20 protein-coding genes, 2 pseudogenes and 1 riboswitch are annotated in these 26,706 nt (G+C 34.6%); of the genes and pseudogenes, 21 read left to right on the top strand and 1 reads right to left on the bottom strand.

All coding sequences use genetic code 11. The features are described 5' to 3' along the window. Nucleotides 1-3: 3 nt before the first annotated feature. The 4 genes and pseudogenes from QQZ16_RS03715 to QQZ16_RS03730 all read left to right on the top strand — a co-directional run bounded on the left by QQZ16_RS03715 (nt 4) and on the right by QQZ16_RS03730 (nt 2,679). Nucleotides 4-807 carry an ABC transporter permease gene (locus QQZ16_RS03715; protein WP_284561127.1) on the top strand — a complete coding sequence of 268 codons (804 nt, stop codon included), beginning with the start codon at nt 4-6 and terminating at the stop codon, nt 805-807. A 6-nt stretch (nt 808-813) separates the two neighbouring features. Further along, the gene (locus QQZ16_RS03720) at nt 814-1,596 is read left to right on the top strand and encodes an ABC transporter permease (protein WP_284561115.1); all 783 of its coding nucleotides are present in this window, start codon (nt 814-816) and stop codon (nt 1,594-1,596) included. Nucleotides 1,597-1,677: 81 nt separating this feature from the next. Next, complete coding sequence (locus tag QQZ16_RS03725) at nt 1,678-1,842, top strand: YozQ family protein (protein WP_235251975.1); 165 nt, start codon at nt 1,678-1,680, stop codon at nt 1,840-1,842. Between the two features lie 149 nt (nt 1,843-1,991). After that, a pseudogene (locus tag QQZ16_RS03730) lies at nt 1,992-2,679 on the top strand (polysaccharide deacetylase family protein). 123 nt (nt 2,680-2,802) lie between these two features. On the opposite strand, the gene QQZ16_RS03735 reads toward QQZ16_RS03730, so the two are convergent. Beyond that, complete coding sequence (locus QQZ16_RS03735) at nt 2,803-3,837, bottom strand: DUF3231 family protein (RefSeq protein ID WP_284561128.1); 1,035 nt, start codon at nt 3,835-3,837, stop codon at nt 2,803-2,805. Between the two features lie 167 nt (nt 3,838-4,004). On the opposite strand from QQZ16_RS03735, the gene QQZ16_RS03740 reads away from it, so the two are divergent. The 17 genes and pseudogenes from QQZ16_RS03740 (at nt 4,005) to QQZ16_RS03820 (ending at nt 26,683) form a co-directional block, all read left to right on the top strand. Next, the gene (locus tag QQZ16_RS03740; protein ID WP_031540685.1) at nt 4,005-4,688 is read left to right on the top strand and encodes a response regulator transcription factor; all 684 of its coding nucleotides are present in this window, start codon (nt 4,005-4,007) and stop codon (nt 4,686-4,688) included. 1 nt (nt 4,689) lies between these two features. Beyond that, a complete protein-coding gene (locus QQZ16_RS03745) occupies nt 4,690-5,694 on the top strand; it encodes a sensor histidine kinase (protein ID WP_284561116.1) in 1,005 nt (334 codons plus the stop codon). A 313-nt stretch (nt 5,695-6,007) separates the two neighbouring features. Further along, nucleotides 6,008-6,691: an ABC transporter ATP-binding protein gene (locus tag QQZ16_RS03750; RefSeq protein ID WP_031540687.1), complete on the top strand. Its 684-nt coding sequence runs from the start codon at nt 6,008-6,010 to the stop codon at nt 6,689-6,691. Beyond that, nucleotides 6,688-9,282: an ABC transporter permease gene (locus QQZ16_RS03755; RefSeq protein WP_235251980.1), complete on the top strand. Its 2,595-nt coding sequence runs from the start codon at nt 6,688-6,690 to the stop codon at nt 9,280-9,282. The genes QQZ16_RS03750 and QQZ16_RS03755 overlap by 4 nt, the downstream gene beginning before the upstream one ends. Nucleotides 9,283-9,417: 135 nt before the next feature. Beyond that, nucleotides 9,418-10,170, top strand: coding sequence for a class I SAM-dependent methyltransferase (locus QQZ16_RS03760; RefSeq protein ID WP_031540689.1), 753 nt, complete (start codon nt 9,418-9,420; stop codon nt 10,168-10,170). Between the two features lie 333 nt (nt 10,171-10,503). Beyond that, nucleotides 10,504-11,997, top strand: a pseudogene (locus QQZ16_RS03765) (aldehyde dehydrogenase family protein). 164 nt (nt 11,998-12,161) lie between these two features. Continuing rightward, nucleotides 12,162-12,680: a sigma-70 family RNA polymerase sigma factor gene (locus QQZ16_RS03770; RefSeq protein ID WP_031540691.1), complete on the top strand. Its 519-nt coding sequence runs from the start codon at nt 12,162-12,164 to the stop codon at nt 12,678-12,680. After that, a complete protein-coding gene (locus tag QQZ16_RS03775) occupies nt 12,673-13,983 on the top strand; it encodes a DUF4179 domain-containing protein (protein ID WP_284561117.1) in 1,311 nt (436 codons plus the stop codon). The genes QQZ16_RS03770 and QQZ16_RS03775 overlap by 8 nt, the downstream gene beginning before the upstream one ends. Nucleotides 13,984-14,105: 122 nt before the next feature. Beyond that, the gene (locus QQZ16_RS03780) at nt 14,106-15,113 is read left to right on the top strand and encodes a LacI family DNA-binding transcriptional regulator (RefSeq protein ID WP_284561118.1); all 1,008 of its coding nucleotides are present in this window, start codon (nt 14,106-14,108) and stop codon (nt 15,111-15,113) included. A 65-nt stretch (nt 15,114-15,178) separates the two neighbouring features. Further along, entirely contained in the window at nt 15,179-16,804 is a 1,626-nt protein-coding gene (locus QQZ16_RS03785) for a glycoside hydrolase family 13 protein (RefSeq protein WP_101730136.1), read from the top strand. Nucleotides 16,805-17,066: 262 nt separating this feature from the next. After that, entirely contained in the window at nt 17,067-18,119 is a 1,053-nt protein-coding gene (locus QQZ16_RS03790; protein WP_235251983.1) for an aldose epimerase family protein, read from the top strand. Nucleotides 18,120-18,421: 302 nt separating this feature from the next. Beyond that, nucleotides 18,422-18,504: riboswitch (cyclic di-GMP riboswitch) on the top strand. Nucleotides 18,505-18,731: 227 nt separating this feature from the next. Continuing rightward, nucleotides 18,732-19,157, top strand: a complete 426-nt coding sequence (locus tag QQZ16_RS03795) for an ATP-binding protein (RefSeq protein WP_235251984.1) — start codon at nt 18,732-18,734, stop codon at nt 19,155-19,157. Nucleotides 19,158-19,335: 178 nt separating this feature from the next. Then, on the top strand, nt 19,336-20,103 hold the full coding sequence (locus QQZ16_RS03800) for a GNAT family N-acetyltransferase (RefSeq protein WP_031540697.1): 768 nt from the start codon (nt 19,336-19,338) through the stop codon (nt 20,101-20,103). A 20-nt stretch (nt 20,104-20,123) separates the two neighbouring features. Continuing rightward, nucleotides 20,124-21,161: an asparaginase gene (locus QQZ16_RS03805; protein WP_235251986.1), complete on the top strand. Its 1,038-nt coding sequence runs from the start codon at nt 20,124-20,126 to the stop codon at nt 21,159-21,161. A 4-nt stretch (nt 21,162-21,165) separates the two neighbouring features. Then, nucleotides 21,166-22,056 (top strand): CPBP family intramembrane glutamic endopeptidase, encoded by an 891-nt coding sequence (locus tag QQZ16_RS03810; protein ID WP_031540699.1) that lies wholly within the window; start codon nt 21,166-21,168, stop codon nt 22,054-22,056. A gap of 197 nt (nt 22,057-22,253) precedes the next feature. Then, nucleotides 22,254-23,219, top strand: a complete 966-nt coding sequence (locus QQZ16_RS03815) for a S8 family peptidase (protein ID WP_031540700.1) — start codon at nt 22,254-22,256, stop codon at nt 23,217-23,219. Between the two features lie 281 nt (nt 23,220-23,500). Beyond that, nucleotides 23,501-26,683, top strand: coding sequence for a DEAD/DEAH box helicase (locus QQZ16_RS03820; RefSeq protein ID WP_031540701.1), 3,183 nt, complete (start codon nt 23,501-23,503; stop codon nt 26,681-26,683). Nucleotides 26,684-26,706: the final 23 nt, after the last annotated feature.

Below are 26,706 nucleotides of genomic sequence, written 5' to 3' on the forward strand. Positions count from 1 at the left end.
ACAATGAAACCGTATATTGCTGTATTAAGATTGCGATTATTAAATGGGATGCAGTATCGGGCCGCTGCATTGGCAGGAGTGGCTACACAGTTTTTCTGGGGATTTATTTATATTATGATATTTCAGGCGTTTTATGCCCAAGCAAGCTCAAATCACCAAATTTCTTTAGAAGAATTGGTTACTTATTTATGGCTTCAGCAATCTTTTTTAGCTTTTATTATGCTATGGTTTCGTGATAATGAATTATTTGACTTAATCACAACAGGAAATATTGCTTATGAGCTATGCAGGCCAATTGGGATATATGAATATTGGTTTAGTAAATTACTTGCCCAGCGATTGGCTAGCGCATTATTAAGGTGTTTTCCAATATTATTGCTGGCTTTTTTGCTGCCACCAGCTTATCGGCTGATGTTGCCTCCAGATGTAAAAACGTTCTTGTTATTTTGTCTCTCTCTTTTATTAGGACTATTGGTTTTAGTAGCTATTTCTATGTTTATTTATATTTCTGTTTTTATCACATTATCGCCAATGGGGTCACTTTTAGTCTTTGGTGTAGTAGGGGAGTTTTTTGCTGGGATGGTTGTTCCTATTCCATTAATGCCAGAGTGGCTCCAACAAATTGTTTATCTCCTTCCTTTTCGATTAACGGCTGATTTTCCGTTCCGTGTTTATTCAGGGAATATTCCCAATGGAGAAGCGGTTGAGGGTATATTTATTCAGCTCGCTTGGCTGTTCGTACTTGCTTTTTTTGGGAAGATAGCATTACAAAAGGCGATGAAAAAAATAATTGTGCAAGGAGGATGAAGCTAGATGAAACTTTATTTTCAATACCTTCTCGTATTATTTAAATCACAAATGCAGTATCGAACATCATTCTGGCTGTTATCATTAGGGCAATTTCTTGTTCCGTTTTCTGCTTTTGCTGGATTACACTTCTTATTTGAGCGATTTGGACAAATAAAGGGCTGGGATTTTTATGAGGTTGCTCTTTGCTTTGCCATCATCCACATGGCGTTTGCATTAAGTGAATGTTTCGCAAGAGGATTCGATAATTTTTCCAGTCTCGTTGCAAGTGGTGATTTTGATAGATTGCTTGTTAGACCAAGGACAACATTTGTACAGGTTCTTGGTTCAAAATTTGAATTTACTAGAGTAGGCAGACTTTTGCAAAGTGTTATCGTTTTAGCTTGGGCTTTAAGTAATCTAGCAATCGATTGGAGTTTAATAAAAGTTCTAACACTTTTATTGATGATCATAAGCGGGGTATTCATCTTTACGGGAATTTTTATTTTGGCCGCCGCGCTTAGTTTTTGGACTATACAAGGTTTGGAAATTGCCAATATTTTTACAGATGGAGGCAGAGAAATGGCTCAGTATCCTCTAAATATTTATCAAAAATGGGTGACACGCTTTTTTACTTTTGTTATTCCTTTTGGAAGTGTCAATTATTTACCTTTATTATATCTCCTTGGTAAGGGAGGAGAGGCTGGATGGCTATATATGCTAACGCCGCTTGCAGGTATAATATTTATCCTTCCATGCATTTTTGTCTGGATAGTTGGTGTACGACACTATCGATCAACAGGTTCGTAAAAAGACGATGTTTTCTGTTCGATTAAAGGTGGTATAAAACTAGTAGATATGTTTATATCAACTAGAATGGAGGCGTTATAAATGAGTAAAGAATCAACTACAAGTCCAGCAGGGAAAATACATGAGCCTAATGAGAAGAAACAGAAGGATGAGGCTTCAAAAGGGATGAAAAAAACCCATGACCAGGCAAAAGAGAGTTTAACAGAAGGAACGATTGACAAGAAAAAGGAAAAGGACGAAGAATAACGATTGTTTCCTATATATAGAAATGGGAATGGAGGAGAGTGTTTAGGCATTCTTCTCTTTTTTGCTTTTGGAGTTTCTTGGTTATCTATTTTGTTTGCATAAGATATACTATAGAATATTGAAAGATAGGAGAAAGAAAGGCTGTTAGCATGAAAAAAATATGGATAATATTAATTGGCATATTGTTTTTGCTTTTATTTAGTACCTATAAATTAATGAATGCACGAACCTTTCAGTTGTTTGGTGGATTAACCAATCATGTGGAGACAAAGGAGAAAGTAGTTGCGTTAACATTTGATGATGGACCAACAAAAAATGTGGACGATATTCTAGCATTGCTAGATGAATATGATGCAAAAGCTACTTTTTTTCTTATCGGAAATGAAATAGAAAAGAGCCCTGAAATGGCAGCGGAAATAGCAAAAAAAGGGCATCAACTTGGGAATCATACATACTTTCACAATCGAATGATTTTTAAATCGCAATCCTTTATAAAAACTGAAATAGAAGATACAAATAAATTAATTAAAAAAGCGGGTTATACAGGGGAGATAGATTTCAGACCGCCAAATGGGAAGAAACTTATTGGACTTCCTTATTATTTAAAAAAAGCAAATATGGATACCATTCTATGGAATATCGAACCAGATACTTATTATCAAAGTGTTGAAGATAAAGTAAACTATGTAAAAGAATCTGTGAACCCAGGCTCCATTATTTTAATGCACCCAATGTATGATGAAACAGGGGAGGAAATAAGAGCAATCGAAGGGATTTTAAAAAGAAGGCTATACATTTATTACTGTTAATGAGCTACAGGGATTAGCAGGAAATTAAAGGGGATAAGGGGCTGGGACAAAACTAATTAACTAATCTTTAAAGACGAACTATAATGTAATCTAATTACATTATAGTTCGTCTTTGTTGTTGGTTGAAATACTTTTGTCCCAGCCTCTTCCGCTATTTACTTAACATATCTCTTTGTGCTGCATAAGGTGGATGCTCCATCCAGCCGTTTTTAATCATAATTTTTGCTGCATCTTCCACAAACGAAGCTATTTGAATTAATCCTCTTGTACACATAAAACCTAAATCATGTCTTCCATTCACAGCAACCGAATTTCCAAATGATCTAATCTTCATGGAAAACATATCCACTTTATGAAATAGCATTATTTTTTCAGAAAAAGGAGAAATGGTAGACGTTGTTATTAAATGGTCAATAAATGATGGTGCTGGTAAATCTTCATTATGTAGTTTTTCCATATAAAGCTCTACATGCTTATGAGTGAAATTTTTTCCTCTAATAAATAATTCGCGAATTTCTTCATTTTCTGTAACTTGGCTAAAAGCCATAATTAATGCTTTACTTGCAGTATTGTTTTCAATATTGTCATAAAGATGAGCGATTTCTAATGCATGTAAAGGTCTTATGTGCCCAAAAAATCCATTTAAAAAATCCTTGTGAACAAATTCAGCTTTTTCAGGTAATGGAATAATAGCTGGTTTACTAATCAGTCCTTTTTTCATTAGCAGTTCGTTGATTTGCTCTATTAAATCCATAGTAGCTTTCATACAATAAATAAAAAATTCCCTAATATCTTCTCTGAAGACTAGTGGTACAGCTATATTATAAATACTCATCCCTGCTTTGGCAGTATATTTAAGATAATGCACATAAAATTCATCTTCAAATAAACGTGGGGCATCAAGATTTACATCTTCTTCTATAGAGAAACCTTTTGGAATTGGAAAATTCTCCTTCTTAAATATGCCTTCTGTCGTATTTAAGAATTCACTACATAATTTATAAGCCTTTTTTAATAAATTTTTAATATCTTGATCCTCCACATGCTGAAGGAAGAAATGGAGATAGCATTTAGACATGCTGTTTCCCGTGTAAGTCGCCCAAAGTTTCCCCATTTCTGCTGATGTAAGCTTTTTAGTGAGGGCCGTTTTTGTTGAACGTATATTCAGTGGTTCACGCGTGTCTATGACAAAACTCCTTTGATTTGTTTTATTTTATTATTCTCCATCATTCCTTATTGTATGCTAAGTGTATGTACCGATTGTTTGATTGATATTAATAGGAGAATTGCTTTCCCTCTGTACATCAATCGTTTAGAATAATACAGAAAAAAGAAAATATATAGGAGAAGATAATGAAAATATTAATAGTGGAAGACGATAAAACCATTGCTACGGGTTTAGAATATAGTTTACAAAGTGAAAAGTATGAAACAATTACATGCTTTAACGCAAAAACTGCTAAAAGAGTTTTAGAAGAGCAACTAACAGATATTGAATTATGTTTATTTGATTTGTCTCTACCAGATGGTTCTGGCTATGAACTATGTGAGTATGTAAAAAGAAAATCGGATAAGCCTGTAATCTTTTTGACTGCTTTAGATGATGAAGTGAATGTTGTTATGGGACTCGATATGGGAGCAGATGACTATATTACAAAACCATTTCGCATAAGAGAACTTCTATCAAGAATTAAATCTGTTTTGCGACGGTATAATAAGCAGTTGCAGAATAATCCACTAATAGAAATAGATTCTATACGGATTAACACATTGGAAGGGAAAATTTATAAAAGGAATGAGGAAGTAATGGTTACAGCGCTAGAATACCGCTTATTTCTCATTTTTGCTAATAATATCGGACAAGTATTAACAAGAAGCCAGCTATTAGAGAAAATATGGGACGTGGCGGGAGATTTTGTTAATGATAATACTTTAACAGTCTATATTAAAAGGCTCCGCGAGAAATTAGAGGATGATCCTCAAAAGCCCACCATTATCAAAACCATTCGTGGACTTGGCTACAAGGTAGGGGATTAAAATGATTCGTAATCGAGAAGTGAAAATGCTCACTATTTTTTTATTAATCACTAGTTTTTTTGCTATTGTCTATGCTGCTTTAGCCTATTCTATTTCAGTCGCAGTGTATTTACTTAGCGTGCTTGTTATCGTTTTGGGCTGTTTTTATCAGTTTACAAGATATCGATATAAGCAAATAGATAAGCTATCGAGTTATTTGCAGCAAATAAGTAACGGAGATGAAAGTCTGGATATTCGGGATAATGTAGAAGGCGAATTGAGTATTTTAAAAAACAATATTTATAAGGTTACATTAATGCTATCGGAGCAGAGTGCACATCTACAGAAGGAAAAGTTAAAGCTAACAAATGCAATTTCCGATATCTCTCACCAATTGAAAACACCACTTACCTCCATGTTTGTTATGACTGATTTATTACGGAATCCACAGTTGGAGGAAATAAGAAGACGTGAATTTACGAACAATATTTCGATTCAGCTTGAAAGAATGGAATGGCTTGTTTCTTCCTTATTAAAATTATCGAAAATGGATGCCGGGACGATTCCTTTTAAAAAGGAGCAAGTGGATGTCAAAAAATTGATTTATAAGGCAGTAGAACCAATATTAATTCCCATGGATATTAAGGGACAGGCTCATGCAATTATGGGAGATGAGGATGTTACTTTTATAGGAGATTTTAATTGGACAGCAGAAGCGCTTATTAATATTTTGAAAAATTGTGTGGAGCATACCCCTGAAGGTGGAGAAATACATATTCGATTTTCTGAGAATGTATTATTTACAGAAATCGTTATTCAGGATACTGGAAAAGGCATCGCAAAAAAAGATTTACCTTATATTTTTAAACGATTTTATAAGGGAGAAAACGCAAGTGAAGATAGCATCGGTATAGGGCTGGCGATGGCATATAGTATGATCAAAAGCCAGCATGGTGATATTGAAGTGAGAAGTAAGTTAGGGGAAGGGACTACATTTCATATTAAGTTTTATAAACAGGTTATTTAGTGTGATTGGAATATTAAAGAAAGCGAAAAGAAGTGGCAATAAATATAAGAGATTGGCGTTCTAAGAAGGGATGAAAGCGAGAAACTGCTGTGCGGGTAGGAAAAGTAGCGTTCATAAAGGGGATGAAAACCAGAATCCGTAGTACTTCAAGAAAAGATAGCCTTCATCATCAAGCGAATGAAATCGAACCTCCATATAAAGCACAGATGAGCAGTACACATATTCGAAAGTGACTAAATTGTCACTTTAAAGTCACTACAGAGTCACTTTAGACAGATACACTAAGAGCATCAAGTAATTGGAGGACGATAAAATGGAAATTTTAAAAATAGAAAATTTGTCTAAAGTGTATGGAAAAGGGGAAACGGCAGTAAAAGCATTGGATAATGTTTCTTTTTCCGTTAATAAAGGTGAATTTGTGGCAATCATTGGACCTTCTGGATCAGGTAAATCTACATTGCTTCACATGTTAGGTGGAGTAGACAGGCCGACTAGTGGAAAAGTTTTTGTGGATAATACAGATATTTATCAATTAAATGAAACACAATTAGCTATTTTTAGAAGAAGACAAATTGGACTTATCTATCAATTTTATAACTTAATTCCCATTCTATCAGTAGAAGAAAATATCACGCTGCCGCTTCTATTAGATAACCATCAAGTAGATAAGGAGCAATTTAATCGCATTGTTTCTATATTAGGTCTACAACAAAGATTAGATCACTTGCCTAATCAATTATCAGGGGGACAGCAGCAGCGTGTTTCCATTGGACGTGCACTTATTAGCAACCCTGCTATTATGCTTGCAGATGAGCCTACAGGAAATTTAGATAGTAAAAATAGTGAAGAGATTATGGAACTATTAAAAATGTTTAATAAAACCTATAATCAAACATTAATTGTTATTACCCATGATGAACGGATTGCGCTACAAGCAGATCGTGTGATTTCTGTTGAAGATGGAAAAATCGCCAAAAATGAGGTGATTCGTCCATGAATATAATGAATAAACTCACTTTAAGAAATTTAAAGGAGAACAAGCGAAGAACATTAGTGACGATTATTGGTGTCATTATAGCTGTCAGTATGTTGACAGCTGTTTCGACACTTGGTGTTTCGTTTATCGATTTATTAAAAAGAGACAGTATTGCAAGAGACGGTGAGTGGCATGCACAATTTATTGGGGTTAATAATGAGCAAGCCAAAGAGTTAAGGAAGGATAGTAACATGGAAAAAGTTATCCTATCCAATAATTTGGGCTATGCGAACTGGAAGGATTCAAAAAATGACAGTAAACCGTATTTATTTTTTAAACAATATGATGAGCAAGGATTTGAACAATTTTTAATTACCTTAAAAGAAGGGACATTCCCCAAGGCATCTAATGAAATTATCATACCTGATGAAATGAGGAAGAAGGGGAATAGTAAGTATGCCATCGGTGAGGAGATAAATGTTAGCATTGGGGAAAGGCACTTTCAATTAGAGGAAGAAGATTCTATCCTAACACAAACAGATCCTTTGCAAAGGAATGAAGAAGGAAAAAGTGTCGAGGAAATTCAGCAGGCAAAATCCTATACATTCAAAATTGTCGGTATTATGGAAACACCATCTTGGGAACCTTCCTGGTCACCAGGATATACTGTTATTAGCTATTTAGATCAAAAGGAGTTAACAACTAGTAGTAGCGTAAATGCAAGTGTTGTGATGAAAAAGGTAAAGCAGTCTATATATGAGGACTTGGAATCATTGGCAAAGAAATTAGCTATTGCAAAAGTGGATTTTAATAATGAGTTACTGCGTTATTATGGCGTATCATCGAATGATAACCTGCTTCTAACGATGTATTCTCTAATAGGTATTGTCATACTTGTTATTGTTATTGGTTCTGTAGCACTGATTTATAATGCATTTGCCATTAGTGTGTCGGAACGGGCAAGACATTTGGGGATGATATCAAGTGTAGGTGCAACGAAGAAGCAAAAAAGAAATTCTGTTTTCTTTGAAGGTGCGGTGATAGGCGGCATCAGCATTCCATTAGGAATAATTGCTGGAATCGTTGGAATTGGAATTACTTTCACTTTTATCAATAAGTATTTGCAAGATGCCTTAAACTCTACACAAGGATTAAATGTAGTGATAACGCCTTATTCCATCCTATTTTCTATTATTATTTCCATTGTAACAATTTTTATTTCAACCTATTTGCCAGCTAGGAAAGCATCGAAGATTTCAGCAATTGATGCAATTAGACAAACACAAGATATTAAATTATCAGGGAAAAAAGTGAAAACATCCAAATTTGTTCGCAAAGTATTTGGCATAGAAGCTGAAATTGGTTTAAAAAACTTAAAACGGAATAAGCGTAGATATCAAACAACCGTTTTTTCTTTAATTATTAGTATTTTGCTTTTCTTAGTCGTATCTTATTTTACTGATAATATGAAAAAATCAGTTGAACTGTCACAAGAAAATATCGACTATGATATTACTGTGTCTGCTGAATCAAACGTTGCAGAGGAAGAGATGCAGATTTTAGCAAATGTTCCTAGTATTACAGAAAGTAATTTAATTAAAAGCACATATGTAAGTACCTATTTAGATAAAAGTGTTTTAAGTGAAAATAATACAAAATCGGTTGAAAATGGTGATGCGTTCTTAGAGGAAGGCAAACTTCCATTTACAGTGAATTTCTTTGTTCTATCTGAATCAGCTTTTAAGCAATATGCACAAGAAGTAGGCTTTAATATCAATGAATATACGAATCCAGCTGAACCAAAAGGGATTGTGATCGAAAATGTATCTTATTTTGATCCATATGGAGAGAAATTTGTTGAGGAAAAAGTACTGAATGCTAAACCTGGGGATTATATTGATCTCTATATGTATAGGGAAGGCAGCGAAAAGGAAGAGATGTTTAATAAGGTTCAGATTGGCTTATTTACAAATGAATCATTCATGGGAATGAATGCTGATAATTATAGAATGATAACAATGATTATCTCTAATGAAGTAGCAGAAAATTTATTTGAAAATGAAAAAAATATTACGATGAACTACAATCTCTATTTAAACAGCGATAATCCGGATAAAGCAGAAGAAGAATTAGACGATCTAAAGTCAGGATCCATGTATATATACAATGTGGAAAAGAATCGTAAGCAATCTGAACAGATGATTATGATTATGGCTGTCTTTATGTATGGATTTATTACCCTTATTTCCTTAATCAGTATTGCAAATATTTTTAATACCATTTCTACAAGTATTTCCTTACGGAAAAGGGAATTTGCGATGCTGCGTTCTGTTGGGATGACGCCAACTGGTTTTAATAAAATGATTTATTTTGAAAGCATTTTTTATGGGATAAAAGCATTGATGTATGGTATTCCCATTAGTATAGGAGTAATAGCTGCACTATATTGGTCTATAAGCAATACATTTGAATATGGCTTTGAACTTCCGTGGTTGAGTATTCTGTTTGTAGTAATCGCAATTTTTATCATTGTTGCTTCTGCAATGCTCTATTCAGTCAGCAAAATTAAGAAAGAAAATATAATTGATGGTTTAAAGCAAGAGAATGCTTAATAGGAAACGAATAAAATTAGGTAAGAATGACAAAAAACTCGTCCGTTTTGGCGGGTTTTTTTCATATGAAAATGCAAGCAGGTAAGTAAAAGAGGAATGTAGAATCAGTAAGAAAGACGGAGGAGGATAAAAAGGATGACTGATATTTTACAACAAAATAAGAAAAGCTGGGATATAGTAGCCCATCATTTTAACGGAATTGACGCACTACCTAGTTATGGCCCTTTTTGCCAAACAGAAGAAGAATTAAGGTTATTTAAAGAGATAAAAAATAAAAAGGTGCTTGATATCGGCTGTGGCAGCGGACATTCTTTACTGTATATGGCTGACAAAGGAGCTAGTGAATTATGGGGTGTAGACTTATCTGAAAAGCAAATAGAGACAGCAAAAGAAACACTTAAAGATATGCCTTCCCAGTTATATTGTGCTGCGATGGAAAAAGATATTGCCCTTCCTAAGGAATATTTCGACATAGTTTATTCGATTTATGCCATTGGGTGGACAACGGATTTAGCTACGACATTTAACCTTATTTATTCGTATTTAAAGCCAGGAGGAGCGTTTATTTTTAGTTGGGACCATCCGCTATATGCATATATGCAAAGTGAAAACGGTCAAATCTCTCTTACAGGTTCTTATCAGGAAGAAGGTATAACAACATATCCAAGGTTTAAAGGGGAAGAAGCACCAGTAGTGATACCAAAAAGAAAAATGAGCACCTATATAAATGAACTAATTAAAGCTGGATTTACGATTGAATGTGTAATGGAAAGTGAGGTTTCCAAAAACTTTGAAAAAGTAGAGGAGGAAATCTCTGATCGCTATTATTCCTTATACAAAGCAAGAAAATTTCCAACTACTATGATTATTAAAGCAAGAAGAGCATGACGTGTGGGGAGCCACATGTCATTTTTAATGCTTTAAGTTTTTTGAAAAGAGAGAAGTAAAGACAGATAGAAATTCTCACTGCTCATCGAGGATTTGTAACCAAAAGAAGTACACGGTTATTAATAGACATTCCTTTTAATGGAATCTATAATTTAATTAGTTTGTTAAAATAATCACATTATTTAAAACTAGTAACCTTTTTTTGATAGCTTATGTAAACGTATTCTTAGCAAGTAGTTTAATAGCCAGGATAAAAATAAGGTCTAGAATTATTAGAAAAGCATTTTTCCTACTATGCCTTATTTTTAAAAATATTAAAAAGGGGTTTTGAAAATGGTAACTGCTTTAGATGCAACAACAGTATTGGACAAGGAGTATGGTCTGTACATTAATGGTCAATGGATAAAAGGTTCAGAAGGTAATCTCCTTAGCAGCTATAACCCTAGTAATGGAGACAAGTTGGCTGATTTTGTAGATGCTACCTATGCAGATGTTGATCAAGCAGTAGAGGCTGCAACGCAAGCTTTAAAAACATGGAAGAAAGTAAGTTTGATAGAGAGAAGCAATTTATTATTAAAAATTGCTGATTTAATCGATGAAAATGCGGAAAAGTTAGCATTAGTGGAGACATTGGATAATGGGAAGCCGCTCAGAGAAACAAGAAATATTGATGTTCCATTAAGCTCTGACCATTTTCGTTATTTTGCTGGGGTAATCCGCTCAGAAGAAGGAACTGCCCAATCATTTGATGAGGATACCTTATCTATTTCAATAAAAGAGCCTATTGGGGTGGTTGGACAAATCATTCCTTGGAATTTCCCGTTATTAATGGCTGCCTGGAAGATTGCACCAGCTATCGCAGCTGGCAATACAGTAGTTATCCACCCATCTTCTACTACGTCGTTAAGCTTATTGGAATTGGCGAAACTATTTGATCAAGTATTGCCAAATGGAGTAGTCAATGTCATTACGGGTCGCGGTTCCCACTCTGGAGATTATATGTTACCTCATGAAGGATTTGCAAAAATTGCTTTTACAGGATCAACGGAAATTGGCCAAGAAGTTGCGGTTGCTGCAGCGAAAAGACTTATTCCATCAACACTTGAGCTAGGCGGAAAGTCAGCGAATATCATATTTAATGATGCACCAATGGAGCGAGCTTTGGAAGGGGTTCAATTAGGAATTCTTTTTAACCAAGGACAGGTTTGCTGTGCTGGTTCTCGTATTTTTATCCAAGAAGGAATTTATGAGGAGTTCCTCGCAAAAATGAAGCTTGCATTTGAGGATGTAAAAGTTGGCCTGCCTTGGGAAGAGGATGTAGTGATGGGGGCGCAAATAAATGAGCGCCAATTAGAACAAATTTTAGAATATGTAAAAATCGGCGAAGAAGAAGGAGCAAGAGTTGTAACAGGGGGCTGAAGACTCGAAAATAATGGATTGGAAAAAGGCGCATTTATGGCACCAACGATTTTAGCCGATGCTACAAATGAGATGCGCATCGCACAAGAAGAAATTTTTGGTCCAGTTGCAACAGTGATAAAATTTAAGACCGAAGAAGAGGTTATTGAGCTGGCTAATCAATCTGAGTTTGGTCTTGGAGGAGCAGTTTTCTCCCGTAATATTAATACAGCATTACGTGTAGCTAGAAGTGTGGAAACAGGTCGTATGTGGGTGAACACATATAATCAGCTTCCAGCAGGAGCACCATTTGGAGGGTATAAAAAATCAGGGATCGGCAGAGAAACATATAAGAGTATATTGGATGGCTATACTCAAACGAAAAATATTTATATCGTAACGAAAGAAGAAACAGAGGGATTGTATTAAAGTAAAGTAGGAAGCTGCTAGGACTTTGTCTTGGTGGCTTTTTTTATGCTTGAAATTTCATGTATAATTTGCTCTTAGATAAAAAGAAAAAATTTATACAATTTTTCGCGAACTTTTTTCTCGATACAAGGTCTAATGTATAGAACAACAGGGGAGGTGATTAATTGGAAGAGTTAGAGATTAGTAAGAAAGCTATTAAAGGAGATGATGATGCCTTTTTGGAAGTAATGCAATTATATAAAGAATCATTGCTAAGAGCTGCTTTAGCATTTCTAAAAGATGAACATGCAGCAATAGAAGCATTGCAGGAAGTGACATATAGAGCCTACAAAAAAATACATACGGTAAAAGAGCCAGCCTATCTAAAAACATGGCTAACAAGGATTATGATTAATTATTGTCAAGATCAAGTAAAGAGATCAAACAGAGTTATTTCTGATAACCAAGTATATGATATATCTGTTTACCAAGACCAATCCTTGATTGAACTAAAGGAAGCTCTTGAATTGTTATCTAATGAAGACCAGCAATTAATCTATTTAAAATATTTTCAAAATACGAAGATCAAAGAAATTGCCGCAATGGAAAAAATACCAGAAGGAACCGTAAAGTCTCGATTACATAAAGTACTGAAAACATTAAGACTATATTTTAAGGAGAAAGGAGAGAGTGAGCATGTATGAAGAAGAGGAACAAAGGTTATTAAAATTTAAAAAAGAATATGAAAAAGTCGAATTGCCAATAGAACAGGGAGATGAAGCCATTTTAAGCGGATTTATGAAAGCAAAGCGAGAAAAAAGTCTGCTTAAGAAAAAACAAAAAAGATTGCTTGGGCTTGCGATTGCAGCAATTATCATCGTTTCCTTTATAACATCTATTCGAATATCGCCAACTTTTGCAAATGCGCTCACATCTATCCCTGGGATGGAATGGATGATTGGTTTTATTGAACAAGATAAAGGCTTTTCCGCCATTATAGAAAATGATTATTATCAAAAGGTAGATGTTTCTGAGACAAAAGGAGATTTGACGTTAACGATAGATGGAGTGGTTATGGATGAATCAGGAATAAATGTATTTTATACATTGAAATCAACAAACCCTCTCACAGGAGGAGAAATAAAGTATATTAATCTCCTTAATAAAGAAGAATTTCCTGAGCATTCACGTAGCTATAATGTATATTTTCCTGATGATATCCAAAATGAATTTCAAGATATGGTCGAGTACCAATTTGTGGACTCTTTTTCTTTTGATGAATTAAAGTTTAACTTTGAATTAGTTATAGTAATGGACAATCAAGAAATAATATTTCTGATTCCTTTTGAACTCAAGGAAAATGTCAAAAAGAATATAACTTATCCAATAAACCAGGTTGTGGAAGTTGAGAATCAAAAAATCACGATAGAAGAAATTATCGTGTACCCATTACGAATTGGAGTGAAGGTAGCATTTGATCTTACAAATACAAAAGAAATTTTGGGATTTGAAGATATGCGATTGGAAGATGAAAACGGTGAGGTATGGACTTCTATTGCAAATGGTACTGTAAATAGGACTTTGAGTAAGCATGAGAAAATGTATTATTTACAATCTAATTATTTCGAAAAGCCGAAAGAACTTTATTTGAGGGTAAATAAATTAATGGCAATTGATAAGGAAGATGCGGTGGTTATTGTAGATACGGAAGCAAATAGGTTAGTAAAAAGTCCGAAAGACGGTAAACTTAAATTAGGAGAAACGTCTAAAGCACAAGCGGAATTTTTTATGGTATCTGATTCAGAGGATATGTATACTATCTTTGATGAGCCTATTGATGCAACAGGAAAGGAACTAAGTATACCATCAACTGAATTTTACAATCATGAAAACAAAAAATATTGGAATATGTTTTTCGAAAATAGCGAGTACAAAAATCCATTGCAAATGAAATTGACATTTTACCCTAATTACATCGAAGGAGATGTAAAGATAGAAGTAAAATAAGCTGTATGCTTTGGTAGTGGTATTCATCATACCATTACCAAAGCACGCGGTTTTTTATTGTAAGCGTTCCATTTTTGTGTTAAAGTATAGTTACGTAAACGTTTACGTAAAGGGTGAAGGAAATGACGATAACCATTAAAGTTATAGCAAATGCTGCAAAAGTATCTACAGCAACTGTTTCAAGAGTTTTAAATGGAGCAGGTGGTTACAATGAAGAGACAAAGAAGAAAATCCTGCAAATGGCAGAAGAGCTAGGCTATCGGAGAAATGAAATGGCGAGAAGCTTAGTGAAAAAATCTAGTAATTTAATTGGTATTATCATGCCAAACGTGTCAACCATCTTTTATGCTGATATTGTAAATGGGATGGAGAAGGTAGCGCAATGTCATGGCTTTAGTGTCATTCTTTCCCATGCTGGGGAGAAAGGTAATCGATTAATTGATTGCTTAAAAATGCTAGAAGAAAGAAAAGTGGATGGGCTTGTTATTGTATCCATTCCACTAAAGGAAGAACAAATTCAAGCAATTGAATCATTGAGTATACCGTATGTGTTACTGTCAACAGATACCAAAAATAAGCGAATACCTTTTATAAAAGTAGATGATTATGAAGCTTCGTATGCTGCTACAAAGTATTTAATCGATCATGGACATCAAAAAATAGGCTTGGCAGGTGTGGACTTCTCTGATCGAGTAGCTGGGATAGCAAGGATGGAAGGATATAAAAGGGCATTATGTGATCATGAAATAAGCTTTTCTGCCAACTATATAAAAGCAGGAGATTATAGTTTTTCAGCAGGAAAAGAAGCGCTCTATGCTTTCCATGCAGAAAAGACTGATATAACAGCAGTATTTTGTGTAAGTGATGAGGTAGCACTTGGGATCATTTCAGCCGCCTTTGAACTGGGCATACAAATACCAAATGATCTATCTGTCATGGGCTATGATAATACAAGAGTTGCAGAAATGGCAGTCCCTCCATTAACAACGATAGAGCAACCGTTTCAGGCAATGGGAGAGAAGGGTTGTTTAAAAATAATAGAGGCTATTCAGCAAAAAGTAGAAGTGAAAACAGAAAGGATGCCATTTCGCTTAGTAGAAAGGGCGTCTGTAATAAATAGGATGGAGTAAAATTTTTTAAACTTTACGTAAACGTTTACGTTCAGAATATATTTTCATAGAAAGTAGGTAATATAATGGAAAAGAAATGGTGGCAAACGTCAGTCGTATATCAAATATATCCAAGAAGCTTTCAAGACAGTAATGGAGATGGAATTGGAGATTTAAGAGGAATCATCAATCGTCTTGATTATTTGCAAAAACTAGGAATCGATGTTATTTGGCTAAGCCCTGTATACAAATCGCCTAATGACGATAATGGCTATGATATTAGTGATTATGAAGATATTATGGATGAATTTGGTACGATGGCAGATATGGATGAATTAATTGCAACTGCGAATGAAAAAGGAATTAAAATTGTTATGGATTTAGTCGTAAACCACACGTCAGATGAGCATAAATGGTTTATTGAAGCCAAAAAAGGAAAAGACAATCCATACCGAGATTACTATATTTGGCGTGATCCGGTAAATGGTGAAGCACCAAATGAGCTAAAATCTACTTTTAGCGGTTCTGCTTGGGAATTTGATGAAGATAGCGGACAATATTTCTTGCATTTATTCAGTAAAAGACAGCCGGATTTAAATTGGGAAAATGAAAAAGTGCGGGAAGAAGTTTGGAATATGATGAACTATTGGCTAGAAAAGGGAATCGGTGGCTTCCGCATGGATGTGATTGATTTAGTAGGAAAACAACCAGATCTTGGTATTACTGGAAATGGACCAAAGCTACATGATTATCTTCAAGAAATGAATGAAAAATCGTTTGGTAATTATGATGTTTTAACAGTAGGAGAAACTTGGGGAGCAACTCCTGAAATCGCTAAATTATATTCGAATCCAGCAAGAAATGAGCTTTCCATGGTCTTTCAATTTGAACATATTGGATTAGACGAGCAAGAGGGGAAACAAAAATGGGACCTTAAGCCGTTAGAAATAAAGCAATTAAAATCCATACTAGCAAAATGGCAAACTTCTCTTGGGAATGAAGGTTGGAATAGTTTGTTTTGGAATAATCATGATTTACCAAGAATCGTATCTCGTTGGGGAAATGATAAAGAGTATCGGGTGGAAAGTGCAAAGATGTTTGCCATCCTTTTACATTTAATGAAAGGAACTCCATATATTTATCAAGGGGAAGAGATTGGGATGACTAATTGCCCAATTTCGGATATTAGTGAAGTGAATGATATAGAGAGTATTAATATGTACTATGAGCGAATAGAGCAAGGGTATACGAAAGAGGAAATCCTTCATTCGATTAATGTAAAAGGTAGAGACAATGCAAGAACACCTATTCAATGGGATGATACGGAGAATGGAGGGTTTACTACCGGGACACCGTGGCTGCATGTTAATCCGAATTATTTGGATATTAATGTTAAGAATAATTTAGAAAATGCTAATTCCGTCTTCTATTGTTATCAATCTTTAATTCAATTGAGAAAAGATAATCCAATCGTAGTATGGGGAGATTTTGAGCTAATCGAAGATACGGAAGAAGAGATTTTTGCTTATACACGAAAGTTTGAAGGAAAAACTTGGGTAGTAGTGGCCAACTTTAGTGACCAAGAAAAAATGCTGCATTTACCAGAATTTAACGAGTGTGATGAGGTGATTATTAGTAATTATCATCGTGAAAGTGTGGATTTTGGAAATGTGCATTTAAAGCCATATGAAGCTTTTGTTGTAAGCATTTGATCGAAAACATTACGGAAGCTGTCAACATCATCGATAAGTGAGATATTGACAGCTTTTTTTATTTTCTCTAGAAAAAATAAAAAAAATATTATCAATTCTGATAAAATAAAGTAAGATATAGTTGGGGATTAGTTAATAGGGTAAACAAACTATTGAAAGCGTTTCAATCTATGTTCATTTAAAGACATGGAAATGAAGGCGATTTCAAATTTGAAGTGGGAAAATAAGAGAGAAAGAATGATTATTAGAAGGAGTGATTAATATGAATTATAGTCAAAGATCAATGGGAGAAGTAAACGGAGCAAAGATAACAGAATATACTTTTACGAATAACAATGGAATGAGTTTCTCTAGTATGAATTATGGCTGCATTATCACGAAAATTATAGTTCCAGATAAGGAAGGAAACAAGGAAAATGTTGTGCTTGGCTTTGAAACATTAGAGGAGTATAGACAGTATCCAGGTCCTTATTTAGGGGCGATTGTTGGGCGCGTTGCAGGAAGAATTAATCGTGGTCAATTCGAACTTAATGGAAAAGAGTATCGATTAAATACAAATACTCCTCCTAATCACTTACATGGGGGAAATGTTGGTTGGAGTGAAGTAGTCTTTGATTCTTCTATTGTAGAAGAGGAAGGGGCAATTGGAATTCGCTATACATATCATAGTCCAGATGGAGAAGAAGGTTATCCAGGTAATTTTGACTTTACTGTAGATTATTTACTGACTAATGAGAATGAAATAGTCCTAACATACCACGGAAAAACAGACAAAGAAACACCTGTAACAGTGACCAATCATTCCTATTTTAATTTAAGTGGGAATAATAAAAGAGATATAACTAATCATGAACTAATTGCTGATGTTGATCGTTTCTTAGAACTAGATGAAGGATTTATTCCAACAGGAAAAATGGTCCCAACAGAAAATACGCCATTTGATTTTGCAGAAGGAAAGCTATTGAAAGAAGGAATGGACAATAACTTCGAACAAAATATTTTAGTAGGCAATGGCTATGATCATCCACTTATCTTCTCTGCTGAAGGTACACATTCTGCTATTTTACAAGATAAAGAAAGTGGTAGGGAATTGTCTTTAGTTACAAATCAGCCTGCAATCATTCTTTATACAGGCAACCAGTTAGAGGATAAGTATGATTTTAATGGCGTAATTGGAAGAAAATACTTAGGGGTATGCTTAGAAACGCAAGGTCTTCCTGATGCAATAAATCACCCTGAATTCCCATCCGTCGTTTTGAAACCAGAAGATACGTATTATGCAGAAACAAAATGGAAGTTTCGGGTAATAGAATAAAAGAATAGTGGGAAGATTTATAGAGAGACTAAATGGATATAATGGGAGTGCTCTCATATTAGTACTCCGAATTGCTTTCTTTTTTGTCGATCCAAGTCATCAGTAAAAGATACTGATGGCTTCTTTTCTTTTTCTCCTGATGGTTAAAGGGTTCTCATTCAATTTAAATTAAAATTGTTTCAAAAGGTGAAATATAGGGAGCTTTATATTTTTTATGATTTCTCTTAAAATAGGTTTATGTTTCATTGGTATGGGTATATAATACTATATAATTTAAAAACTTGTTAAATTATGAGAAAGTTATAAAGGTAGAAAGCTTTGATTAATCAACTTATTTGGGCGCTTTGTTGATTATGAGCTACTAGCGCAACCGGCTAACCAAACTATCCTTGTTTTGTTAGCTTTTTTTACGAATATAAAAGAGTCATATTTCTAATGAATGTTCAGTTCCAGCATCAATGTACCAGCATAAATCAAGTCTCCGCTATCAAGAAAAAGGTACACTAATACGATAATTATAACTATTAGAGATTCGATTATTTAGTTGATGTGCTTTGACGATCCTTATCGTTAATAAGGAGCTTGTGCTTTTTTAAAAACAGGGGGCAGCATATGAGTGAACTTATTAGCTATCAAAAGATAGTAATACATGATCATACAGAAAAAGAATGGAAAGGTAAGATAAATAAGGATTTAAGAGATTGGTTGTCAGAGGATTTTATGCTTAGCGTGGGAATAGGCGAAGCTATAAACAATGCAATAGAACATGGGGATTTTCCTGTTATATTAGATATACATTATACAAATAGAGCGATTGACATGCGAATTAAAGATCATGGGAATGGGTTTAATGTAACAAAGAAAATCAATGATATTGAAAAATATGGAACAGAAAAGCTCATGAGTGATATCGTCTTAGAGGAACGTGGTAGAGGTATTTTAATGATGATGCAAATCTTTCAAAAAGTGCAATATAATGAAATGGGGAACGAAGTGTTTTTATGGAGGGAAAGGAAGGAAAATGCAGAAGCAATATAATCAAAGAGAGAATAATCATTTAAGTAGGGCTGTTTCTTTAGAGACAGTCCTATTTACGTGTGGTTAAATTTTAATAATGTCATTTTTTCTATAATCTACTGATTTCTATAAATGAATCGTTTATTATTAGTATATTACGGTAAAAAAGTAGTTTGAGAAGAAGGTAGGAGAATACAACATGGAGAAAGTGACCTATAGCAACATCCACAAGGAAGGGAAACAAATAATGGAATCTATTAATTGGATCCATGTTCATAATGAGGAAATGTTGCTTCAATATGACAGTAATTTTATACAGTTTAAAACAATGCCTACAATAAGCGAATTTGAGCAGGCGGAGGAATACCTTAAAGTGTTTCACCAAAAGACTGGTCAAAAGCATCTTAAGTTTATTTTTCCAGAAAACCAAAAGTTTACGAAGGAGCTACAAGAGCATATTGTAAGTAAATGTTATTATGACGTGGGATTTACTGAACTTTATGCGATTAATCCTCGTGAATTTCCTGTATTGTCTCCTATTGAAGATATTCTTATTCAGAAAGTTACGGAGGAGAATTTTGAGGACTATTTACAATTAGAATATAATCAAGACTTGAAATATGGAATAGATTATGCAAAAGGAAAAACAGAAGTATATCGGAAAAATTTTAGCAATCCTCATTTCTTGCAGATAATTGCTTATTATAAAGGAAAAGGGGCTGGTGCTTTAGAAGTAATTCTTGGCTATAAAACAGTCGAAATTGACGGAATCTTTGTAATTGATGAATATCAGCGAAAAGGGATTGCTGCTCGTATGCAAAAAATGGTGATGGACTTATTTCCAGATAAGACGATTATCTTGCTGGCAGATGGTGAAGACACACCAAAAGAAATGTATAAAAAGCAAAACTATCAAAAACAAGGTTTCCAATATGAAGCTTTAAAAGAAAAATTTGATGTTTTATAGATAAAAAGGAGTCGATTGTATTGAATAAGCCTATACTTGTCTATCGCGGAAAATATCTAGAAAGTACACATAATATTCATATTGCTGTAGTAAATAAAGAAGGTAGATTGCTATATTCCTATGGAAATCCCAATAGAATGACTTTTCCTAGATCGTCGATGAAGCCATTTCAAGCGATTCCCCTTTTAGAGACAGGAGCAGCTGATACATATTCATATAGTAATGCAGAAATAGCAATTGCGTGTGCTTCCCATGCTGGAGAATCCTTCCATCGAGAAACAATTCTTCAGCTGTTAGAAAGATTAGGGATTAAAGAGGATCACCTACAATGTGGAACACATACACCATGGAATTTAACAAGCTATAAAGAGCTGTTGAGAAATGGAGGAGATGTGACCCCTGTTTACAGTAATTGTTCTGGAAAGCATACCGGTATGCTTGCTACTGCTATTCATATGAAGGAAGATATTGCTAATTATCGAGAAGTAGAGCATCCTCATCAGCAGCGAATATTAGAGGCGATAGAAGAAATATGTGATTTTCCAAAAGAAAAAATAAATCTTAGTGTAGATGGTTGTGGCGTACCAGTCCATCAACTACCTTTATATCATGTAGCACTAGGTTATGCAAGACTAGCGAGCCCTGATTCTATTAAATCAGAAAAGCGAATAAAGATAGTCAAACGGATAAGAGATAGCATGATGGAATTTCCTGAAATGGTTGGCGGCACAAGCAGATTTGATACGGACTTAATGAACGCTTATCAAGGACGGATTGTTTCAAAAGCAGGTGCTGAGGCTGTTCAGTGTATTGGCCTTGTCAAAGAAGGAATCGGAATTGCGATTAAGGTAGAAGATGGAGGAACACGAGCAGTAAATGTTGCGGCAATGGAGGTTCTAAGTCAGCTAGGCTATAAAGAGGAGGGAATTTTTACAGATTTAGAAAAATATGTGCATACACCAGTGCTAAATGCAAGAAAAGAAAAAATCGGTGAAATACGTGCAAATTTTGATTTGGAACGAGCGTATCAGCTGAAAAATAATGGTACAAAGGAGTAGATGAATGAAACATTATTTGAATGTAAAAGAAGGAAACAATAGCTGGCCGCGCTATTTAGCATCTATTTTATTAGCTGTTGGATTTATGATTGCTGGTTCTATTGTTTATTTCATCATCGAGTTATTGCGCGTGGAGTTGGACGGGAACGATGCTACATTTATAGATTTGGATACAGGCATGGTTGTCGGCGGAAATGGCACTATTAGTTTATTAATGACACATATTATTTATATCTTTGCTTTAGTTGGTTTATGGATTGGCGTACGATTTATACACAAAAGAAAATTTCGAACATTGATTACAGGGGAAGAAAGAGTAAATTGGAAAAAGATTGGCTGGGGATTCGCCATATTTACTGGGCTATTCCTTGTTACATCTGTTATTGATTTCTTGATAAATGCCCCTGATTATAAGTGGAATAATGTTTCACTTTCTGATTATGTCTTTTTATTCCTTGTCGTTATTCTTTTTGTTCCAATTCAAACAACGGTAGAAGAGCTTTTATTTAGGGGATTATTACTACAATGGGTAGGAAAAAAACTAAAAAATCCTATTTTATTAGCACTAATTGTTGGACTAATTTTTGGATCTTTGCATTTTACTAATCCTGAAATGAATGATTCTGCCATATTAGTAGGCTTAGATTATTTGCTTGCAGGATTTGCTTTAACCTTTATAGCTGTAAAAACAGGCAGTTTAGAGCTATCCATTGGTGCACATGCGGCAAATAATATGATGATCTTCTTATTATTTACATATGATGATTCAGTTGCAGGTGATATCCCAAGTCTTTTTAGAATTATTGATACAAGTCCATTGTATTCGTTGATCTGGTCCATTGTCATTTTTGTTGCTTTTTATTTAATATGTAGGAAAAAATATGAAGTAAGATAAGCGGTTATTTATTCAGCTAAAAGAATAGGAAGAAGAAAATGGTCTATCTATGTAGGCCATTTTTTTTGCAAGGAGAAATGATAATTAGTCATTTAGAACAAATGTTCTTAATTTGAGTCTTAAGCCTCTTATCAAAATAATTCGGAATTGTTAAAATATTTATTGTGTTAGTGATTCTATTATTAGGAGGCTGTTATATGAAAAAAAAATGTAGAGTAATTCCTTATCAAGTGAAAGAAGTATTGGATCTATCAACAGAAATACCAAAAGGAATTGAACTAATTCAAGCACCTGATTTATGGAATAAAACAAAAGGAAAAGGGATAACCATTGCCATCTTGGATACTGGGTGTGATATAAATCATCCAGATTTGCAAGAACGGATTATAGGTGGGAAAAACTTTACCGATGATGACAACGGCAGTCCGGAAGTTTATATGGATTATAATGGGCATGGGACACATGTTGCTGGAACAATTGGGGCATCAGGAAAAGACAGCGGATTGACAGGAGTTGCGCCAGAAGTTTCTCTTTTAATTGTAAAGGTTTTAAATGGACAAGGTACTGGGCAATATGATTGGATTATAAACGGAATTTATTATGCCATTGAGCAAGGGGCAGATATTATTTCCATGAGTCTTGGTGGACCTGAGGATGTAGCAGAATTACATGAGGCAGTGAAAAAAGCTGTCGAAGCCCAAATTCTCGTCGTGTGTGCAGCGGGGAATGAAGGGGATGGCCTAGATTCAACCGAAGAATTAGGATATCCGGCTGCCTATAATGAAGTGATAAGTGTTGGTGCCGTAGACTTAGAGCGAAATTCTTCTCGTTTTTCCAATTCGAATCGAGAAGTTGATTTAGTAGCTCCTGGGGAAGAAATTCTCTCTACCTTTTTAGATGGGAAATACGCAAGCCTAACAGGAACCTCGATGGCTGCCCCTCATGTGAGCGGTGCTTTAGCATTAATTAAATTAATTAGTAATGAAGCTTTTGAACGAAATTTAACAGAGCCAGAAATTTATGCTCAATTAATTAAAAGAACCATCCCATTAGGAAATAAACCAAGCATAGAAGGCAATGGAATTCTCTATTTAACGGCTCCAGATGAATTAAAGGAAAAACTCCAATCAGCAGTCCAATTACTAGTTGCTAATAGCTATTAAAAGGAATAAACTTTCAAAATAAATCTATTTTAGTGGACAAGCTTCTTGAAAGTGGGAGTTTGTCCACTTTTTTATAGCGGAAAAAAGATTAAATAGTCAAAAATCAAAAATATTTTCCAAAAATGCCAATCCAATCAATACACAATCATTCATACATATATAAACAAAACTTCTACCTAATTTTACAATACTCCCATAATAGAAATGTTATGAAAAAAGTAGTAAAGTGTAAGGAGGTATTTGTGCGTAACTTGTAATATTAAAAGAAGGAGATTAGATTGTTGAATATCGTTATTACACGAAAAATGGTCCTGGAGATGTGTGGTCCTGTTTCTTTAAAAAGAGGCGAGGCATTTTCAAAGAATCATAAGGTGTTGTTTAAAGAATATAGAGAAGACTACTGTGAAGCATTCGTTCAAGCAGCAGAAGACTTTGCTGTAATGGTGGCTGTAGAAGCTGGTGAAATAAAAGCGAATTGTTCTTGTCCAAAGCTAGCTTCCTTTCAAAAAGAATGTCAGCATATTGCAGCTGTTTTGCTGGAGATTAAGAAATTTCAGCTGAGTGGCAAGGAGCCTGCTACTATGCAAGAAACGAATACAAATGTATCAGATGATTTTTTTGCTTTATTTAATCAGACTAGTTTTCCTTCACCAAAGAAACAACGCCACTTTGAGAAAAGAGAAGTAGTTCCAGTTGAATTTTTGATGAAAATTATTCCAGTTGGATCAGAAGCGAATATGTTTGGCATCGAAATTCACCTTTTATCCAATAAAATAAAAAACATTCGTCAATTTTTAGAAGTAATAAATGCCGGCAATATGTATCAATATGCTCTGGGGCAGAATTTTGACCCAAAGTTACACTGTGTAAAGGAAGAAAGTGAAGCAATTCTTCAAGAATTATGGAAAGTGGTAAGCGATGAATCCATTTTCTTGAATCATCACAACGAAATGGACAACATAGGGGAAGAAGATACTTTATTAATACCTCCATCTTCTTGGATTTCCCTTCGTTCACACTGGAAGGAATTAAGTTTTTTAGAAGAATATAGTGGAACTAGAATGCCTTTGCAAGTTTCTCGGGAACCACTCCCACTAACATTTCACTTATATCAGCAGGACACAGGAAGCTATCAATTGAATGTTCAAGGAATGGAATCTATTCTGTTCTTGCATCAATATTATGCAGTCATGATTGACGGAAATGTCATTCAATTGGAATCAGAGGATTTTAACAGGCTTGTGGAAATGAAAAGAATGACAGAGAAGGTTGGCAAGAATTATATCCCTATTGCAAACAATCAAATAGACTTCTTTTTAGAAAATGTTGCTCCAGGCTTGAAAAAATTAGGGGAAGTTCAATTGGAGAAAGAACTTTCAAAAAAAATAGGAAAAGCGCCCCTGCAAGCAGAGCTCTATTTAGATAGAGTAAATAATCGATTGTTGGCAAGTTTAGAATTCCGCTATGAAAATATCGTCATTAATCCAGTTCATGAACGAGATAAAGACATCGATGGAGTGCTTCTTCGAGATTGGAAAAAAGAAGAAGTGATATTGGAGCTGATGGATGGAAGTTCATTTGCGAAAACGGATAGTGGATATATGCTTTATAACGAAGAATTAGAGTTTGATTTTTTGTATTACGTATTACCGAAGTTGCAAAAGCTTGTAAAAGTCTATGCAACAACAGCGATTAGAAATAGAATTTTTAAGGAAAAAACTTGGCCACGGTTTTCGGTGAAATTAAAAAAGGATCGGATTAATTGGCTAGAGTTTAAATTTGAGATGGAAGGATTTCCGGAACGAGAAATAAAAGGACTGTTAGCTGCTTTAGAAGAAAAGCGAAAATATTATCGTTTACAGGATGGCTCTCTTTTTGCCTTAAAAACGCGAGAGATGGAGGAAATTCAACGTTATCTTCTTTCCCCACAAATCAAAGACAAGGATTTTGTCAGCGGATTTGAACTGACCCTTTTAGAAAGCTTATCTTTTATAGAGGAAGACCGAAAGATATTTAAACTAGATGAATCCTATCAACAGTTGATAGAATCACTTCTGCATCCAGAAACATTAATGATTAAGGTTCCCGCTGTTTTAGAGGATGTCCTGAAATCGTACCAGAAGGATGGGTATAGGTGGATGAAAACTTTAGCGAAATTCCACTTCGGCGGAATTTTAGCAGACGATATGGGGTTGGGAAAAACGCTTCAAAGTATTGCCTTTATCATGTCTGAATTACCAGTGATTCGAAAATCAAAGCAAAAAGTGCTAGTCGTTTGCCCATCGTCGCTCCTTTATAATTGGCAGAGAGAAATCATGAAGTTCGCTCCAACTATTCAATGTCTTGTCCTTGATGGGAACAAGAAGGAGCGGGCACAGTTACAAATGGATTTAGAAAATATCGATGTTCTGATAACGTCATATCCATTAATTAGACAAGATATTCAATGGTATGAACAGCAATCTCTCCATACTGTTTTCTTTGATGAGGCACAGTATTTCAAAAATCCACTTTCGCAAACAGCTAAATCAGTGAAAAAAATAAAGGCAATAAATCGTTTTGCCTTAACAGGAACACCGCTTGAGAATTCCATTGAAGAGCTGTGGTCTATTTTTCATATTGTATTTCCTGAGTTATTGAAGGGGTTAAAGGAATACGCAAATCTTACTAATAAGCAGATTGCGAAAAAAATAAGACCCTTTATGCTGCGACGGTTAAAAGAGGATGTATTAGCAGAACTACCGGAGAAAAGACAGTGGAGCGAAATGGTGGAATTGTTACCAGAGCAAAAAAGACTATACGCAGCATATTTGTCAAAACTAAGGCATGATGCTCTAAAGCACTTAAACAAAGATACATTGCGAAAAAATAAGATTAGAATTCTTGCTGGGTTGACGAGGCTACGACAAATATGCTGCCATCCTGCCCTATTTGTAGAAAATTATGAGGGTGGATCAGCCAAGTTAGCGCATTTAATGGAATTAATGGAAGAATCGCAACGTTCGAATCGAAGAGTACTGATTTTTTCGCAATTTACCAGTATGCTGGATATTATCGGACAGGAATTAGCGAAGAAGGGTTTGTCGTTCTTTTATTTGGATGGAAATACTCCCTCTGATGAAAGAGTGGAATTATGTCATCGCTATAATTTGGGAGAACGAGACTACTTTTTGATAAGCTTAAAAGCAGGGGGAACAGGATTAAATTTAATGACAGCTGATACAGTTATTCTATATGATACATGGTGGAATCCTGCAGTTGAAGAGCAAGCTGCAGATCGTGCGCATAGGATGGGGCAAGAAAATATTGTTGATGTCATCAAATTATTCTCCAAAGGAACAATAGAAGAGAAAATATTTGAACTACAGGAAAAGAAAAAAAGTTTAGTGGATGAAATTATTGATACAGATGAAAAAATGATATCGTCCATAACAGAAGAAGATATCATGGAATTATTAAGCTAGAAAAATAGCAGTATAATTAGAAG

The sequence above is a fragment of the Bacillus sp. T2.9-1 genome (assembly GCF_950097965.1).
Classification (GTDB): domain Bacteria; phylum Bacillota; class Bacilli; order Bacillales; family Cytobacillaceae; genus Niallia; species Niallia hominis.